The sequence below is a fragment of the Spirillospora sp. NPDC127506 genome (assembly GCF_040302145.1).
GTDB lineage: Bacteria > Actinomycetota > Actinomycetes > Streptosporangiales > Streptosporangiaceae > Spirillospora.
This window is the reverse complement of the sequence record NZ_JBEORG010000029.1, coordinates 70,604-86,228: the sequence shown is the minus strand read 5'-3', so window position 1 is coordinate 86,228 and position 15,625 is coordinate 70,604. Positions and strand designations below refer to the sequence as shown.

At 72.2% G+C, this 15,625-nt stretch carries 14 protein-coding genes; 8 read left to right on the top strand and 6 right to left on the bottom strand.

Going from position 1 to position 15,625, the window contains the following annotated elements:
- Window position 1 precedes the first annotated feature (1 nt).
- Entirely contained in the window at window positions 2–757 is a 756-nt protein-coding gene (locus ABTW95_RS25185; RefSeq protein ID WP_396449241.1) for an SDR family NAD(P)-dependent oxidoreductase, read from the top strand.
- On the opposite strand, the gene ABTW95_RS25180 is transcribed toward ABTW95_RS25185, so the two are convergent.
- Both ABTW95_RS25180 and ABTW95_RS25175 read right to left on the bottom strand, forming a co-directional pair.
- Window positions 754–1,767 carry a hypothetical protein gene (locus tag ABTW95_RS25180; protein WP_500227559.1) on the bottom strand — a complete coding sequence of 338 codons (1,014 nt, stop codon included), beginning with the start codon at window positions 1,765–1,767 and terminating at the stop codon, window positions 754–756. The two genes, ABTW95_RS25185 and ABTW95_RS25180, sit on opposite strands and share 4 nt — an antisense overlap.
- 396 nt (window positions 1,768–2,163) lie before the next feature.
- Window positions 2,164–3,351: a DUF2637 domain-containing protein gene (locus tag ABTW95_RS25175; protein WP_396449243.1), complete on the bottom strand. Its 1,188-nt coding sequence runs from the start codon at window positions 3,349–3,351 to the stop codon at window positions 2,164–2,166.
- A gap of 687 nt (window positions 3,352–4,038) precedes the next feature.
- Between ABTW95_RS25175 and ABTW95_RS25170 the strand changes: the two genes are divergently transcribed.
- From ABTW95_RS25170 to ABTW95_RS25155, 4 genes are all read left to right on the top strand, one after another.
- Window positions 4,039–4,917, top strand: coding sequence for a helix-turn-helix domain-containing protein (locus ABTW95_RS25170; RefSeq protein ID WP_500227558.1), 879 nt, complete (start codon window positions 4,039–4,041; stop codon window positions 4,915–4,917).
- A 287-nt stretch (window positions 4,918–5,204) separates the two neighbouring features.
- Entirely contained in the window at window positions 5,205–6,557 is a 1,353-nt protein-coding gene (locus tag ABTW95_RS25165) for an erythromycin esterase family protein (protein WP_500227557.1), read from the top strand.
- A gap of 75 nt (window positions 6,558–6,632) precedes the next feature.
- On the top strand, window positions 6,633–7,421 hold the full coding sequence (locus ABTW95_RS25160) for a DUF427 domain-containing protein (protein WP_500227556.1): 789 nt from the start codon (window positions 6,633–6,635) through the stop codon (window positions 7,419–7,421).
- Between the two features lie 353 nt (window positions 7,422–7,774).
- Window positions 7,775–8,479 (top strand): Crp/Fnr family transcriptional regulator, encoded by a 705-nt coding sequence (locus ABTW95_RS25155; protein ID WP_396449247.1) that lies wholly within the window; start codon window positions 7,775–7,777, stop codon window positions 8,477–8,479.
- Between the two features lie 43 nt (window positions 8,480–8,522).
- On the opposite strand, the gene ABTW95_RS25150 is transcribed toward ABTW95_RS25155, so the two are convergent.
- The gene (locus ABTW95_RS25150; RefSeq protein ID WP_396449248.1) at window positions 8,523–8,861 is read right to left on the bottom strand and encodes a YciI family protein; all 339 of its coding nucleotides are present in this window, start codon (window positions 8,859–8,861) and stop codon (window positions 8,523–8,525) included.
- Between the two features lie 72 nt (window positions 8,862–8,933).
- Between ABTW95_RS25150 and ABTW95_RS25145 the strand changes: the two genes are divergently transcribed.
- Together ABTW95_RS25145 and ABTW95_RS25140 are read left to right on the top strand one after the other, a co-directional pair.
- Complete coding sequence (locus tag ABTW95_RS25145; RefSeq protein WP_396449249.1) at window positions 8,934–9,506, top strand: TetR/AcrR family transcriptional regulator; 573 nt, start codon at window positions 8,934–8,936, stop codon at window positions 9,504–9,506.
- Between the two features lie 240 nt (window positions 9,507–9,746).
- The gene (locus ABTW95_RS25140; protein ID WP_500227555.1) at window positions 9,747–10,223 is read left to right on the top strand and encodes a hypothetical protein; all 477 of its coding nucleotides are present in this window, start codon (window positions 9,747–9,749) and stop codon (window positions 10,221–10,223) included.
- Here ABTW95_RS25140 and qcrB read toward each other — a convergent pair.
- Both qcrB and ABTW95_RS25130 read right to left on the bottom strand, forming a co-directional pair.
- Window positions 10,212–11,861 (bottom strand): cytochrome bc1 complex cytochrome b subunit, encoded by a 1,650-nt coding sequence (gene qcrB, locus ABTW95_RS25135; protein WP_500227554.1) that lies wholly within the window; start codon window positions 11,859–11,861, stop codon window positions 10,212–10,214. The two genes, ABTW95_RS25140 and qcrB, sit on opposite strands and share 12 nt — an antisense overlap.
- Window positions 11,862–12,030: 169 nt before the next feature.
- Entirely contained in the window at window positions 12,031–12,678 is a 648-nt protein-coding gene (locus tag ABTW95_RS25130; protein ID WP_500227553.1) for a hypothetical protein, read from the bottom strand.
- A 261-nt stretch (window positions 12,679–12,939) separates the two neighbouring features.
- Between ABTW95_RS25130 and ABTW95_RS25125 the strand changes: the two genes are divergently transcribed.
- Window positions 12,940–13,470 (top strand): DoxX family protein, encoded by a 531-nt coding sequence (locus ABTW95_RS25125; RefSeq protein WP_500227552.1) that lies wholly within the window; start codon window positions 12,940–12,942, stop codon window positions 13,468–13,470.
- Window positions 13,471–13,596: 126 nt separating this feature from the next.
- Here ABTW95_RS25125 and ABTW95_RS25120 read toward each other — a convergent pair whose 3' ends face one another.
- A complete protein-coding gene (locus ABTW95_RS25120; protein ID WP_396449254.1) occupies window positions 13,597–15,459 on the bottom strand; it encodes a carbohydrate-binding module family 20 domain-containing protein in 1,863 nt (620 codons plus the stop codon).
- Window positions 15,460–15,625: the final 166 nt, after the last annotated feature.

Sequence of the window (15,625 nt, the reverse complement as noted above, 5' to 3'; positions counted from 1 at the left end):
GGTGAGCGCTGTCACGTTCGACTACACGGGGGAGCGGGTGCTGGTGACCGGCGCCGCGGGGCTGATCGGCCGCGCGCTGGTGCACCGCTTCGCGGACGCGGGCGCCGACGTGCTCGCCGTGGACGTGGACGCCGACGGGCTCAAGGTCTTCGACGCCGTCCCGCGGGTGGCGACCATGACCGGTGACCTGTCCCGCGAGGACGTCGCCGACGCCGTGTTCGCGCGGCTCGTCCGGGACGGCGGCCTGGACGTGCTGGTCAACAACGCCGCGATGACGGAGCTGCGCACCCCGTTCATCGACATCGACGCCGACGTCTGGGACGCGGTGATCGCCGCGAACCTGCGCTCGGCGTACCTGCTGTCGGTGCGGGCCGTCCGGCACTGGCGGGACGCGGGGCGCGGCGGCACGATCGTCAGCATGTCGTCGCCGGGCGGCTCCCGCGCCCACGACGACCAGAGCGCCTACGACGTCACGAAGGCGGGCATCGAGGCGCTGAGCCGGGCGATCGCCGTGGAGCTCGGCGGCCTCGGCATCCGCGCGAACTGCATCGCCCCCGCCAGCGTCGTCGGGGAGATCCGGCCCGCCACCGACATCCCGGCGGGCCGCACCACCGCGCCGGAGGAGGTCGCGGACGCGGCGCTGTACCTGGCGTCCCCGGCGGCGGCGCAGCTCAACGGGCACGTCCTGCGCGTGGACGGCGGCCTGCACGCCCGTCTGCGCACCGATCCCACGCAGGAGCAGCAGCGCGAACCCTAGCGTCCGGACGGGTCCGCGCGTCCGGACGGCGCGGGGCACGGTCCCGCCGGCGCCGGCGGTTTCTCGGATGCCGCCGGCGCCGGCGTCTGTCCGGGCTTCCGGGCGGGCAGCCCGGGGCCGGTGCGGCGCGTGTTGTGCGCCTTCATCACCGACTGGAGGTCGGGAAGGCCGCCCCCGCCGTCGGCGTCGGACAGCGCCGGGCACGCCCAGGCGTCCTGCCGTCCCCACGAGTAGCTGATGTCGAACGCGGGCCGCGGGACGAGCCGGTCCCAGCGGCGCAGGATCGACCGGAGCTGCCCCTCGCCCGGCAGCCGCCAGTTCCGCTCCCCGTCGTTGCAGGACTGCCCGAACGTCTGGAACACCGGGACGATCATGCGGCGGGGGAATCCGGCGCGGTCGGCCTGCCCGACCATCGTGTCGATCGCGCCGAGGTCGCAGGTCTTGCGGCCCGTCCGGCAGGGGTAAGGGTCGAGGCCGATGAGGTCGAGGTGCGTCTCGGACGGCTTGAGCGGCCGCATCGGCCAGTCGGTCAGCGACGCGAACGCCTTCTGCCCCGGCGCGTACCGGTGGACGATGTCGGCCCGCTTCCGGATCTTGCCGGCGATGTCGGGGCATTCGTCCGGGTTCGGCTCGTCGGACAGGTACCACCCGTACACGCGGTCGTTGCCCGCGAACCGCTTCACCGTGGCGGTGAACGCGGACGTGCTCTCCTGCTGGAAGCCGCCGCAGGTGGTGTTGCCGACCCACAGCAGCGCCCGGCCGCCCGCCGGGAGCGACGCGATGTCGTCCTCGTCCGGGTCGACGTCGAACAGGTCGTAGCCGAGCGCCGCCGCCGCGGCGCGGTCACCGGCCGGCATGTTCAGCGCGAGATGCAGCGTGCCCGTCGCGAGGGCGGCGGCGGGACGGGCGGACGCGCCCCCGGGTGACGGGGCGATCAGGTATCCGGTGACGGCTCCGCCGAGGGCGGCCGCGGCGGCCACCGCGGCGAGGTGGGTGCGCATCGACTTCATCGGCTCTCCCCGCGTCGCTGGTGCGCCCAGCGTCGCACGAACGGAGCGTGATCGTGCCAATACGGCCGAGGCCGGTAAGGGGGCTGAGACCGGTAAGAGACGAAACCGGTAGGGGCGAAACTGGTAGGGGCGAAACTGGTAGGGGCGAAACTGGTAAGGCCGAGACCGGTAAGGGCCGAGACCGGTAAGGGCCGAGACCGGTTGGGACCGAGCCTGGTATAGGGATGAGACCGCCGAGGGGAGCAACGCCCGGTAGGGAAAGTGGCCCCCGCATGGGGACAGACGGAGACGGCCGCCCGCAATGGCGCGGGCGGCCGGTCCGGAACGAGCCCCTAGATCGCGATGGCCGGGTTGCGGCTCGGGATGACTTCGCGGCTCGGTTGACTGACGGCGGGGTCAGACACGCCAGGACTGGACGAGCGCGTCCAGCGTGGCCTTGTCGTAGACGATCCCCTGCGAGGTCAGCTCCTGGGCGACCAGGTCGCCGTCGCCGTGGTGCTTGGCGAGCAGCCGGTACACCGCGTACGGGAACCAGTGGTTGTCGCTGATCCGCTGGATCTCGGCCTCGTCGCAGTCGTAGCCCTCGGCCCTGACCTCGGCGAGCGTCGCGGCGACGTCCCCGTGCCGCCGTTCGAGGATGTCGATGACGAGGCCGCGCAGGTTCTCGGGGGCGGGCGCGGACACGGGCGCCTCGGCGCCGGTGCCGTAGGAGCCGGCGCCATAGGACTCGGCGCTGTAGGACTCGGTGGTGGTGCCGTAGGAGCTGCGGCCGTTGGGGCTCGCGGCCGCGGCGGCGGCGCTGACGACGGCGAGTTCGGGCTCGGGCTCGGGCGCCGGGGCGGGGGCCGGAGCCGGAGTCGGAGCCTGGGTCGAGGCGGCGGCCTGGGCGGGGGCGCTCGGCGCGGCCTTGGGGGCGGGGCCGGTCTTCTGCGCCGCGCCGGACTCCGCCGTCTGCTGCGCGGCCGTCCGCTGCGCGTCCGCGCCGGACTCGATCGCCTTGCCGGAGTGACCGGGGACCTGGATCTGCGGGAGCGGACCGGTGTTGCGGAACGGCATCAGCGTGATCTGGTTGAGCGTGACGGGCCCGGCGATGGCGCGGGTCTGCTGCTCCTGCTCCTTGGCCTGTTCCTCCTCCGTCTTCTGCGAGACGTACCGGTGCAGGGTCCGTAGCAGGACGAACAGGCCGAGCATCGACACGATCGGCGGGACGGCGGCGGTGGCCTGGTAGGAGAACGTCTTGTGCCCGACGTGACCGACGTTGAAGATGAGGCTGGCCGTCCAGCCCGCGAGCGCGATGATCAGCGGCAGGCAGAAGTCGAGCCAGCTCATCAGGGCCTTGCGCTTGATGACGAAGGCGTCGATCGCGAGCAGGAACAGGCCGAGCTCGCCGACGATGATGAACAGGTCGACGAGCAGGGGGAAGGATTCGGCCTTCCAGCCGCGCAGGCCGTGTTCGAGGGCCCAGTGGTAGAGACCGGCGTACGATTGGGCGAAACCGCCGGCGGTGGCGGTCAGGACCGCGGCCGCCATGAAGGCGATGGCCCCCCACCGTGTGATGACCTGTGCCCGGTTGGCAGCGCTCATGCGGCGTGTGCTCCCAGTTTTCTTTAGCCGACCAAGAGTGAGTCGGTGGGAGACTATCCATTCCTTTGACGTTCCGTGGCCGATTCACATTACGTGTCGGTCGCATTTCTGGGTGGACTCGGGCGAACGAGACAAACGGAGCACGGGACCGAGACGCAGGGGTATGCGCGCCGTCCCCGCCGGAGCCCACCGGTACCCCGGCGGGACCGTGGATTCGGCGGGAGCGGCGGCGGAATCCCGCTTCGGACCTGCTGCGGCACCCGCAGGACGAAGCCGAACGCCGCCGCTTTCCCGCCGTTCGGGTGCGGCCCGGGTAGAGGCCGGGCGCGACCGTTGTCAGACTGAATCGTCCTGCTGTGTCCATGTATTGAGGTCTGCGCAATGTATATCCGTAATTGTCGTATCTGCCGCAATAGTCGGACTGGCGGAAGTCGAGCGTGCGCGGCTCGCCGGGTGACGCGACAGGGAGTAGACGATCCTCGGTGTCGGTGTCGGTGTCGGTGTCGGTGTCGGTGTCGGTGTCGGGGGCAGCGGGGCCGCGCGGTCCTGCCCCTGCCCGCCGCGCCTTCGGCGGCGAGTGCCAAAGCCCGCCCGGACCGTCGTGCTGACTCGCTCATTGACCTTCTTGACGGGCCGTAGAAGCCTGGCGGTGGCGTCCGAGACCCGCCCGCCGACTTGAGGAGCGTCATGCCCACGCTCGTTGACACCTCGGACCACCCTGCCCGGGACCAGGCCGACTACCGGCGGTACCTGATCACCTCGGCGTTCGGGCCGCTCCATGTTCGGCCGCGGCGGCCCGGCGGGTCCGCCGCCCGGTTGTCCGCCCGCAGGCTCGGCCCGGTCGAGGCCGGCGACGTGGGGGCGCCCGCGCACGCGGTGCGGCGCATCGCCCGGCGGATCGCCCGCGACACCCGCGAGTGCCGCAGGCTCGCCCTCGTTCTGCGCGGCTCGTGCGTGCTGTGGCAGAACGGCCGCCGCACCGAGGCCGGGGTCGGGAACGTGGTGTTCTACGGCTCGTTCCTTCTACGCGCGCCGGTGGAGAACATCGCAGAGAACGTCACAGAGAACACCGTTGGCGGCACGGCGGCGTCCGATCCCAGGGCCGGCGGCGGCCGCGCGGTCGAGGGATCCCACGCGCGCAACCTCGGCGGCGCGGTCGAGCCGGTGACCGGTGCGGCAGGCGACAGGCCGGGCGAGCCGCCCGCCCCGTCCGCGGAGAGCGCGGAGATGCTGCGCGCGATCCAGGAGTGGATCGAGGAGCGGCTGCACGACCCGGTGCTGAGCCCCGCCGCGATCGCCGCGGCGCACCACATCTCCGTCCGGCAGCTGTACCGGGTGTTCCGGCCGGCCGGGACGACGGTCGCCCGGTACGTCCGCGCGCGGCGGCTGGAGAACTGCCGCCGCGAGCTGGGCGACCCGTTCCTCGGCGCCCGGCGGATCGGCGCGATCGCCGCCCGCTGGGGCCTTCCGGACGCCGCCGCGTTCAGCCGGGCCTTCCGCGCCGCGTACGGGCAGACCCCCACCGCCTACCGCGCCCGCGCGACCGGCCCGCACCGGGACGTCTAGTCCGAGGTAAATGCCGGGTTTGCCCTGCATCGATGCTGGGATCGGGGGAACGCGGAGAAGACAAGGAAAACGGGGGACATCGCCATGCCACGGCCGGGAAACCGCAGGTACGACACCGAGCGCGCGTGGACCGGAAAGCGGCTGCGGGACGAGGTGGTCGCCGGCGGTGGGGAGGCCGGCGAGCGGGCGAACGCAGATCCATAACTGGACGAACCGCGGGCCCCGGCGCACCCAGGGGCGCACCCAGGGACGCACCGAGGGGCCGAAGGGGGAGCGGAGGGATCGCAATGAGCCATGGGCTGAGCCATGACGGGCCCGATACCGACGACGTGCAGGGGGCGGCGCTGCCGCTCGAGTACGAGGCGGACCTCGATCCGCTCATGGACCGGATCGGGGACGCCCGCTGCGTGCTGATCGGCGAGGCCAGCCACGGCACGCACGAGTACTACGCGTGGCGCGCCGCGCTGACCCGCCGGCTGATCGCCGAGCGCGGCTTCGCGTTCGTCGCGGTAGAGGGCGACTACCCGGACTGCCGCCGGGTCGGCCGCTCGGTGACGCTGGCGCCGGGAGCGCCCGCGGACCCGGGGGACGTCCTGGACGCCTACGAGCGCTGGCCGACGTGGATGTGGGCCAACGAGGAGACCGTCCGGTTCTGCCGCTGGCTGCGCGATCACAACGCCGGCCTGCCGCCCGCCGAGCGCGCCGGCTTCTACGGCCTGGACGTCTACAGCCTGTGGGAGTCGCTCCGCGCCGTCGTGGACCATCTGGCGGAGCACCGCCCCGAGTACCTGGACACGGCGCTGGAGGCATACCGCTGCTTCGAACCCCACGGCGAGGACCCGCAGGCTTACGGGTGGAACGCCGCGCTGGTCCCGGACGGGTGCGCCGATGAGGTGCTGGCGCTGCTGACCAGGCTGCGCCGGCCCGTCCCGCCGGCGGAGCCCCGCGACCCGGCGGAGGAGTTCGACGCTCGGCAGAACGCCGAGGTGGCGGCGAACGCCGAGCGGTACTACCGCGCCATGATCGGCGGCGGGCCGGAGTCGTGGAACGTCCGGGACGTCCACATGGCCGACACCCTCGACCGGCTCATGGAGTTCCACCGGGAGCAGCGGAGCGAGAGCCGGGGAGACGGCCGGGGAGAGGGCCGCGCGGTGGTCTGGGCGCACAACACCCACGTCGGCGACGCGCGGGCGACCGACATGGCCGCCGCCGGCATGATCAACCTCGGTCAGCTGGCGCGGGAGCGGCACGGCCGCGACCGGGTCGTCGTGGTCGGGTTCGCGGGCGGACCCGGCGAGGTCGTCGCCGCGCCGCGCTGGGGCGGCCAGATGGAGATCATGCAGGTCCCGCCGCCGGCCCACGGGTCGCTGGAGGCGGTGCTGGCGGAGTCGGAGCTCGACCGCGGGATGTTCATCGTGCCGCCCGAACCGGACAAGCCCGGGTTCTTCACCCGGACGCTCGGGCACCGCGCGATCGGCGTCGTCTACGACCCGGACCGGGACCCGCGCCACTACGTGCCGACCAGGCTCGCCGACCGGTACGACGCGCTGTGCTGGTTCCGGGCCACATCCGCGCTCATTCCGCTCCACCTGGAGGCGGCCCGCCGTGGTGAACTTGAGACGATGCCGTCTGGAGTCTGAGGGCCGTCCGGGATCGCGGGTCGTCCGGCGTGCGACGGCCCTCCGGGCGCGATGACCCGAGTGTGAGGAGTCCCCATGTCCTTGACCATGCGGCCGGGGCCGCTCGCGGGCTCGCCCGGCGACCAGGTCAACTTCACGATCGACGGGCCGAAGCACCGGCTGTTCATGCACGAGTTCCCGCGGCGGGTGCACGCCTGGTTCGCGGAGGAGATCGTCTTCGACACCGAGCGCGGGCAGCTCCTGCATGAGACGGGCCTGCTGCCCGTCCTGTACGTCCCGGAGGAGGACGTGCGGACCGACCTGCTGGTGAGGACCGACCACACGACGCACTGCCCCTTCAAGGGCGACGCCGCCTACTGGACGATCCGGGTCGGCGACCGCGAGGCGGAGAACGCGGTGTGGGCGTATCCGGAGCCGAAGCCCGAGGCGGCGTGGCTGCGCGGCTACATGGCGTTCTACTGGAAGCCGCTGGACGCCTGGTACGACGAGGACGAGGAGGTCCACGGGCACCTGCGCGACCCGTTCCACCGCGTCGACGCGCGCCGCGCCCGCCGGCACGTCCGGGTGCTGCGGGACGGGGAGGTCGTCGCGGAGACCGAGCATCCGCTCGTGCTGTCGGAGACCGGGCTGCCCAACCGGTACTACATCCCGGCCGAGGACGTCCGCCGCGAGCTGCTGACCCGGAGCCGGAAGCGCACGTTCTGCCCGTACAAGGGGGAGGCGTCGTACTGGTCGCTGGAGGGCGCCGAGGACGCCGCCTGGTCCTACGAGGAGCCGCTGGAGGACGCGACCAAGATCGCGGGCTACCTGTGCTTCGACCACGAGGCGCTGACCATCGAGTCGCAGCGGCCGCCCAGTGCATAGGGGCCGGCGCATAAGGGAAGGCCGGCCAGTCCCGCCCTCTACCCGGCGGACCTCCGCCGGGCGCCTACGTGTGACCCCCGCCACGGGGTTCTCGCGGTGCCCAAGGAGAGGCTCTCCGGTTTACAGTTCAATTGACGGTGAGCACGGAGGGCGAGCACGGAGGGCGAGCAGAGGCGCCAATCAGAGGCGATACGCGGAGGCGGCGAGCAGAGCGGTAGGCAGAGCAGTAGCCAGAGCGGTAAGCAGGGACCGCGAGCAGTAACGGCAGGCAGTAACAGCAGGCAGTAACGGGCGAGCAGGGCCGTCGGCGGTGACCGTGGGAAGCGCGACGGCGGGGCGAAGGAGACGGGCTGTTGGCAGCGTACGCGGCGTCCTCCCCGCGGCCGGCGTTCTGGGCCGCGCTCGACCCCGCGCAGCAGTCCGCGCTGCGCGACGTGGCGCGCCCCCGGCAGTTCCCGGTGAAGGCGCCCCTCGTCTACCAGGGCGACGAGTCCGACCACGTGATCATCATCGAGCGCGGCTGGGCGAAGGTCACCTCGTCCACCGCGGACGGCCACGACGTGGTCCTGGCCGTCCGCGGCCCCGGCGACCTGATCGCCGAGAGCGCGGTGCTCGGCGGGCGGCCGCGCGCCGCGACCGTCACCGCGCTGTCGCCGATCCGCGCGCTCGTCGTGCCCGCGGCCCGCTTCACCGGGTTCCTGGACGCGCATCAGGACGTGTGGATGCTCGTCACCGGCACGTTCGTCGAGCGCATGGACGAATCCGGCCGCCGGGTCACCGCGAACGTGACGAGCCGCGGCCCGCAGCGCCTCGCGCAGCTGCTGGCGGACCTCGCCGAGCTGTCCGCCCAGCACGCGCCGCCCGCGCCCGACGGGTCGATCGAGATCGGCCCGCCGCTGTCCCAGGAGGAGCTGGGCAGCTGGATGGACGCGTCCCGGGAGACCGTCGCGCGCGCCCTCAACGGCCTGCGCCGCGAAGGGCTGATCCGCACCGGCTGGCGCAAGATCATCGTGATGGACCTGCCCCGGCTCCGCGAGTTCTCCAAGGAGAACGACTGACGGGCCCGCCCCTATGGCGCGGCCGCATGGCGCGGCCGCGCGGCTACATCACGGGGCGGATCTCGACCGTCGGGCACGACGGCCAGGTCTTCGCCATCGCGACCGCCTCGTCCAGGCCGCCGACCTCGACCTCCACGTAGCCGCTGACGACCTCCTTGCCCTCCACGAACGGCCCGTCGGTCACGAGCGGTTCGCCCCCGCCGAGCCGGACGGTGGTCGCCGTCTCGCCGCCCTGCAGCCGGGTCTTGTGGACGATCCGGTCGGCGTGCTCGTCCAGCCACTTCTCGACCCTGGCGTACAGGTCCTGCTTCTCGTCCTCGGACCTCGCCTCCCAGTCCTCCGCGTAGCGCGCGTTGTCGACGAACATCAGCACATACCTCATGCGCCTCACCTCCTGCCCTGAAGACGAACGGCGGCGCGGCGGATCCGACACCCCGCACATAGGATTTCCCGGGTGAGCGGTGCGGGAACGAGCGGCGACGGCTACCACCACGGCGACCTGCGGCGGACCATCATGGCGGCCGCGGTCGCGGCGATCGCCGAGTCGGGCCCGGCCGGGTGGAGCCTGCGCGAGCTGGCCCGCCGCGCGGGCGTGTCGCACGCCGCGCCCGCGCACCACTTCGGCGACAAGGCGGGCCTGCTGACCGCCGTCGCCGCCGAGGGGTACGGCCTGTTCGCGGACGCCCTCGAAGCCGCGGGCGACGACCTGCACGCGGTCGGCCTCGCCTACGTCCGGTTCGCCGTGGAGCACCGGGCGCACTTCGAGGTGATGTTCAGCCCCGGCCTCTACCGCGCGGACGACCCCGGGCTGGTGGCCGCCCGCGCCCGCGCCGGCCGCGTCCTCGCCGAGGGCGTCCGGGACGTGTCACCGGGCCGCCCGGAGGACGCCCGCACGCGCGGTCTCGCCGCCTGGTCGATCGTGCACGGCTTCGCGCACCTGTGGCTGAGCGGCGCGCTGCCGCCCGACCTGGGCGACGACCCCGTGGCCGCCGCCGCCCCCGTGATCGGGCACCTCTTCAAGCCCTGACCTGCCAGCCCTGACCTGCCAGCCCCGACCTGCCCGACCTCCAAGCCCTGACCGCCGCCCCTCACGCGGTCGGCGGCGGCCCGAGCAGTTCGATCCCGTGCCGCGCCGCGACATGGCCCAGCGCGCCGGGATCGCTCGGCCCCGGGTCGGGCAGGCGCCGCTCCGCCGCCGGCTCGCCCGCCTCGGCGGCGAAGTGCTCGAACCCGCCGGGGGTCGTCAGCCGGAGTCGCCCGGCCCACGGTGACCGCCGCGTCCGGCTCCAAGCCCGCGCTGCTCAAGCAGGTCCTCGACCAGGCTCTCGCCGGGGACGACGAGCCCGTGCCGGTCGCCGACCGCCCGTGGTTCCGACCGGTCTGGGACGCCGCGACGCCCGCCGCGACGCTCGACGCCTACGCGGACGTCTGCATGCTGATCGGCGCGCGCGGCGCGGATCTTCGAGACGGTGCGGCGGACGCCGCGCCGGAGACGGCCGAGCTGTGGCGGACGGTCCGCGCCAACCGGCGGGCCGGCGCCCGGATGGTCGTCGACCACCTGGTGGCGCTCGGCCCGCTGCGCCCCGGCCTCGGCGTGGAGCGGGCCGCCGACGTCCTGTGGACGTTCAACGACCCCGCCCACTACGGCGCGCTCGTCCACGAGTCCGGATGGCCCGAGCCCGAGTTCCGCGACTGGCTGGCCGGCGTCATGCGCGCCACCCTGCTTCCGGGGTCAGCCGGATGATGAGGACTTCTCCTCAAGGGCTGGGCGGTCGCCGCCGGCGTCCAGCGGCGGCCGCTCGGGGACGACGGCCAGGTCGGCCCGGAAGCGGCGGTTGAGCGCGGCGCGCAGCCGGCCGGACGCGCTGCGGGCGCGCGGGCTCTCGATGCCGTCGATGGGCGGCGGGACGTCCAGGTCGACGGCCGGCGCCGGGCGCGGATCGGTGATCGCGGCGATCGCCTCGTCCGGCAGCGGCCGCTCGACTTCGCTGAAACCGCCGTCCGGCGACTGCCGGATGATGCCGGTCTCCAGCCCGTGCGTGGCAAGGCCCAGGTCGCGGCGCTGCAGGCCGACGCAGATCCGGTAGGCGACGCTGTAGGCGATCACCGGCCCGAGGATGATCAGGAAGCGGAAGAACCAGGTCGTCCAGAACAGCGAGATGTGGAACCGGTCGGCGAGGACGTCGTTGCCGCCCGCGAGCCACAGCGTCCCGTAGAAGACGATGCCGGCGAAGCCGATGCCGGTCCGCGCGGGCACGTCGCGGGGCCGGTCCAGCAGGTGGTGGACGCGGTCGTCGCCGGTCACCCAGCGTTCCAGGAACGGGTAGGCGGCGAGGCCGGTGAACAGCAGGCCGGGCACCACGAGCGCCGGGATGAGCACGCTGAGCGCCACCGTGTGGCCCCACGCGTTGATCTCCCAGGCGGGCATGATCCGCAGCGCGCCCTCCAGCCAGCCCATGTACCAGTCGGGCTGCGAGCCGGAGCTGATCGCGCCCGGGTCGTAGGGGCCGAACAGCCACACCGGGTTGATCTGGACGAACGCGGCCAGCAGCGTGGTGACGCCCAGCAGCCACAGGAAGAACGCCGTGGTCTTGGCGATGAACACCGGGAAGAACGGGTAGCCGCGGACCGTCGTGTTGGTGCTGCCCTTGCCGGGGAACTGGGTGTGCGTCTGCCGCCAGGTCAGCACGATCGCGTGCAGCGGGATGAGCGCCGCGAGGATCCCGGGGATCAGCAGCACGTGGATGACGTACAGGCGCGGAATGATGTCGGTCCCCGGATACTCCCCGCCGAACAGGAACATCACCGCGTACGAGCCGACCAGCGGGATCGCCGCGAGGGCGCCCTCCAGGATGCGGATGCCCGTGCCCGACAGCAGGTCGTCCGGCAGCGAGTAGCCGAACAGCCCGTTCAGCATGACGAGCACGAGCATTGCGACGCCGATCAGCCAGTTCAGCTCGCGCGGCTTGCGGAACGCCCCGCTGAAGAAGTTCCGCAGCATGTGCACGAGGATCGCCGCCATGAAGATCAGCGTCGCCCAGTGGTGCATCTGCCGGATCAGCAGCCCGCCCCGCACATCGAAGCTGATCTTGAGCGTGGAGGCGTACGCCTCGCTCATCTCGACGCCCTTCAGCTTCGTGTAGGAGCCGTTGTAGACGACCTCCTGCATGCTCGGCTTGAAGAACAGCGTCAGGTACACCCCGGTCAGCAGGATGATCACGAACGAGTACATCGCGATCTCGCCGAGCAGGAAGGTCCACTGGTCCGGGAATGCCTTGCGCAGCGCCTTGCGGGCGAAACCGGCGGTGCCGAACCGATCGTCCAGCGCCCGCGCCGTGGCGTCGACCGCCCCGCCTCGCGTCCGCGGCATCGTCCCCGCCATCGTCACCATCCCTCCGTCGTACTTCTGCGCATAAGACGGCAAAGGACGGGCGAATGTGACACTTGGAGATGTGCGCCCTGTCACACGGCCTGACGCGCGGGCCTGTCGCACGGCCTGTCACACGGGCCTGTCGCACGGGCCTCTCACACGGACGGGCCGTGCTCCGGGCTCAGCAGGCGGATGCGGCCAGGCGGCTGCGGCGCTGGTAGCGCGGCCGCCAGGTGACCCGGTAGCAGAGCCGGATCGGCGGCGGCATCAGCCGCAGCACCGCGCGGCGGATGGAGTCGGAGGCGCCGTCGAGCAGCCAGGGCAGGAAGGTGCCGAGCCCCCGGAACCCCAGCTCGCGGCGGAACTCCACGTCGAAGGTGCCCCATTCGAAGGGCGTCAGGGTCTCCTGGATCAGCGGCAGGACGTTCGACTCCTTGAAGTCCAGGAGGGCGTTCAGCGATGCGCGCAGCTCACGCGCGTACCGGGAGAACAAGCGGCGGTCGCGATGCTCCAGGGCGGCGTCCACGCCGTCGATCAGCGGGATGACCCGCAGCGTCCGCACCGCGAGGGCGTCGAGGACGACGCCGACGCGGCCGAGATCGCGGTCGGGCGCCTGCTCGTCGGCGTCCTTGGCGTACATCACCGTCCACAGGGCGCGCTTCTCGGCGTTGTCCTGGATACGCCAGTAGGAGGTGAAGAGGGACCAGGTGTTCGCGACCGCCGCCCCCTCGGGCCCGGTCGCGGCCTCCAGCCGGGCCGCGTCGCGGCGGAACGCCTGGTACGCGGCGTGCAGCATCGTCAGGTTGTACTGTCTGGCCACGCTTTCCATGCCGCCTCCTCGACCTCCGCGCCGGTGCCGCCATGAAGTAGACGCTCAGGGCGCCTCTCAGCGTGACGCGATCTGGAGCCTGACGACTGTGACGTGCCCCACGCCGGACGATTCATGCGATGGCGGGCTGGCGGGGGCGGTGGGCCAGGGAGCCGTCAGGTCGGTGCAAACCGGATCGGCTGGAGATCCCGGGCGGGCCTTCCTTGTACGTTGGCGGGACGCCCGTCAGGAACGGGACGTCCGTCAGAAAAGGGTGCGTGAATGGCTGTTGAGGCGGTGGGCGTCGATATCGCGTCACTGGTGCTGCGGTTGTCGGTCGGCGGCACGCTGCTCGCGCACGGCTGGAACCACGCGTGGGGCGGCGGCCGGATCCCGGGGACCGCGGCCTGGTTCGAGTCGATGGGGCTGCGGCCCGGCCGCCTGCACGCGCTGATGGCGACCGGCACCGAACTGGGCGCCGGCGTCCTGCTGCTGCTCGGCCTGGTCACCCCGCTGGCCGCCGCCGGCGCGGTCGGCACGATGGCGGTCGCGTTCGTCACCGCGCACCTGCGCAACGGCTTCTTCATCTTCCGGCCGGGGCAGGGCTACGAGTACGTCCTGATGATCATCATGGTGGCGTGCGCGCTCGGCGCCCTGGGCGGCGGGGCCGTGTCGCTCGACCGCGCGCTCGGGATCTCCGACGAGCTGTCCGGCTGGGCGGGCCTCGCGATCACCGCGCCGGCCGGCGGTCTCGGCGCCGCTCTGCTGCTGGCGGTGTTCTGGCGCCCGGCGAAGCAGACCGCCGACGAGTAGCGCGAGCGGGCAGGGCCTGATGGCAGGGCCTGATGGCAGGGCCTGATGGCAGGGCCTGATGGCAGGGGCTGATGGCAGGGCCGGCCTCCGCACACGGTGAGGCCGGCCCTGCTTCATCGGGAGCGGCTATCTCCAGGTGTCGTTCGCGGTGTGGCCGGACGTCCCCGTGGTGTAGGTGCGGTTGGCGCCGTTCTCCCATGTCACGGCACCCGCGTCGGTCTTCTTGATGTACTTGTACTCGATCCTGGTTCCGGCCGGCAGCGTCACCGTCCCGCTCCAGGTCGGGTAGCGGTCGGGGGAGAGCTTGATCGCCTTGGACGTATCCCAAGAGCCGAGCGCCGGGATGTCGCCGACGATGTAGACGCTCGTCCCCCAGGTCGTGGTGGCGTAGACGTTGAACGTGTCGGAGACGGTGGTGGGGGTCGAGGTGGGCGTCGAGGTCGGTGTCGCGCCCGACCGGGCGTTCACGTGGATCGCGACCGCGCCGTGCGCGGGGATCGTCACGGTCGCGTTGCCGCCGGACACCGACACCGAGGTGCCCGCGCATCCGCTCGCCCCGAGGCCGCCGGTGATGACGTCGCAGTAGACGCCGTCCGAGAGTCCCGTCCGGTAGGTCGCGGTCGACGCGCTGGACGAGTCGTTGAGCCCGATCCAGCCCTTCGAGCCCCGGTGGAACCCGATGACGCCGCTCGCCGTGGCGGTGAAGTCGGACACCGTCGTGGCGGACGCGGTGGCGTTGTGCCAGCCGACCATGCCCTTCATCCCGGTCGACTGGGTGACGCACTGCCAGCCGGCCGAGCAGTTCGCGTCCGTGACGAGGCCGCCGGAGCCGGCGGGCGGCGACTGCCCGGCGGACGACCACGTGAAGCCGTCGAACACCGACGGCCTGCCGTACGGGTAGGCCAGCATGAAGTAATTGGCCAGCACGTAGTCGGCGCCGTTCTTGTAGCTGAGCGTCGACCCGTCGCGCTCGGTGTCGTGGTTGGTGATCATGGCGAAGGTGTGGGCGCCGTCCGCGTCCAGCGACCACGACGGGATCCCCGACAGGTTCGACAGCGTGCCGTTCTGGAACTGCGTCTTCAGGCCCTGCGCGTAGGAGAAGCCGAGCACGTCGCCGTTCCCGGTGAACGCCGACGGCTTCAGTTCGGCGGTGCTCGCCCCCGGGACGACCTCCTGCGCGATGTAGGGGGCCTTCCCTTCGGCGGTCGTGGTGCGGAGCATGCCCTTGATGGCGGCGAAGTCGCTTTGCGCGATGTGCTTGGCGGCGTCGATCCGGAAGCCGTCCACGCCGAGCCCGAGCAGGTCGTTGAGGTATCCGGCGATCTTCCCTCGGACGTAGCTCGACTGGGTCTTGAGGTCGGACAGCGACACCAGTTCGCAGTTCTGCACCTCGGAGGTGTTGTTCCAGTCGTCAATGGCCGCGTCGTCGTCGTTGCAGTACCCGTCGCCGGCGTGGTGGAAGTCGCCGTAGCCGTACGGGACGGCGGGGTAGGAGAACCCGGCGGGATCGAACGCCGACCCGCCGTAGGTGGTGTTGAGCGTGTTGTTGTGGCCCGCCATGTGGTTGATGACAGCGTCCACGTAGACGCGGACCCCGGCCTCGTGGCAGGCGGCGACCATGGAGGCGAACTGGGCGCGGGTGCCGAGCCGGCTGGTCAGGCCGTAGGAGACGGGCTGGTACACCTCCCACCACGGGTGCGCGCCGTCGCTCGTCGAGGCGAGGCTGACCGACTCGGCGGGCGGCGCGACCTGGACGGCCCCGTACCCCGCGGGCCCGAGGTGGTCGGTGCAGGCCGCCGCGACCGACGGCCAGTTCCATTCCCACAGGTTGGCGGTGACGTCGCCGGCGTTGAGGGAAACGGCGGCGCGGGCGGAGGAGTCGGGGAGCAGGGCGGCGGCGGGCGCCGGCCCGACGAGGACGAGCGCGGCGGCGGCGAGCACGGACCGGCGGCGGAGGACCCTTGCGCGGGGCTTTCTAACGCGTTGCATGCGGCGAACTCCTGACACGAGGCGCTTGGCGGGCGCCTGGAGGGGGTGGGGGACGGCCGTCCGCGAGCACCGTGAGAATGCTCTCTTCTTGCAGTTCCGTCAAGAGCTTGCGCAAGATTTCAATCAACTTGCAGAAAGGTGACTTGCGGAATGGTGACAGCGGAAA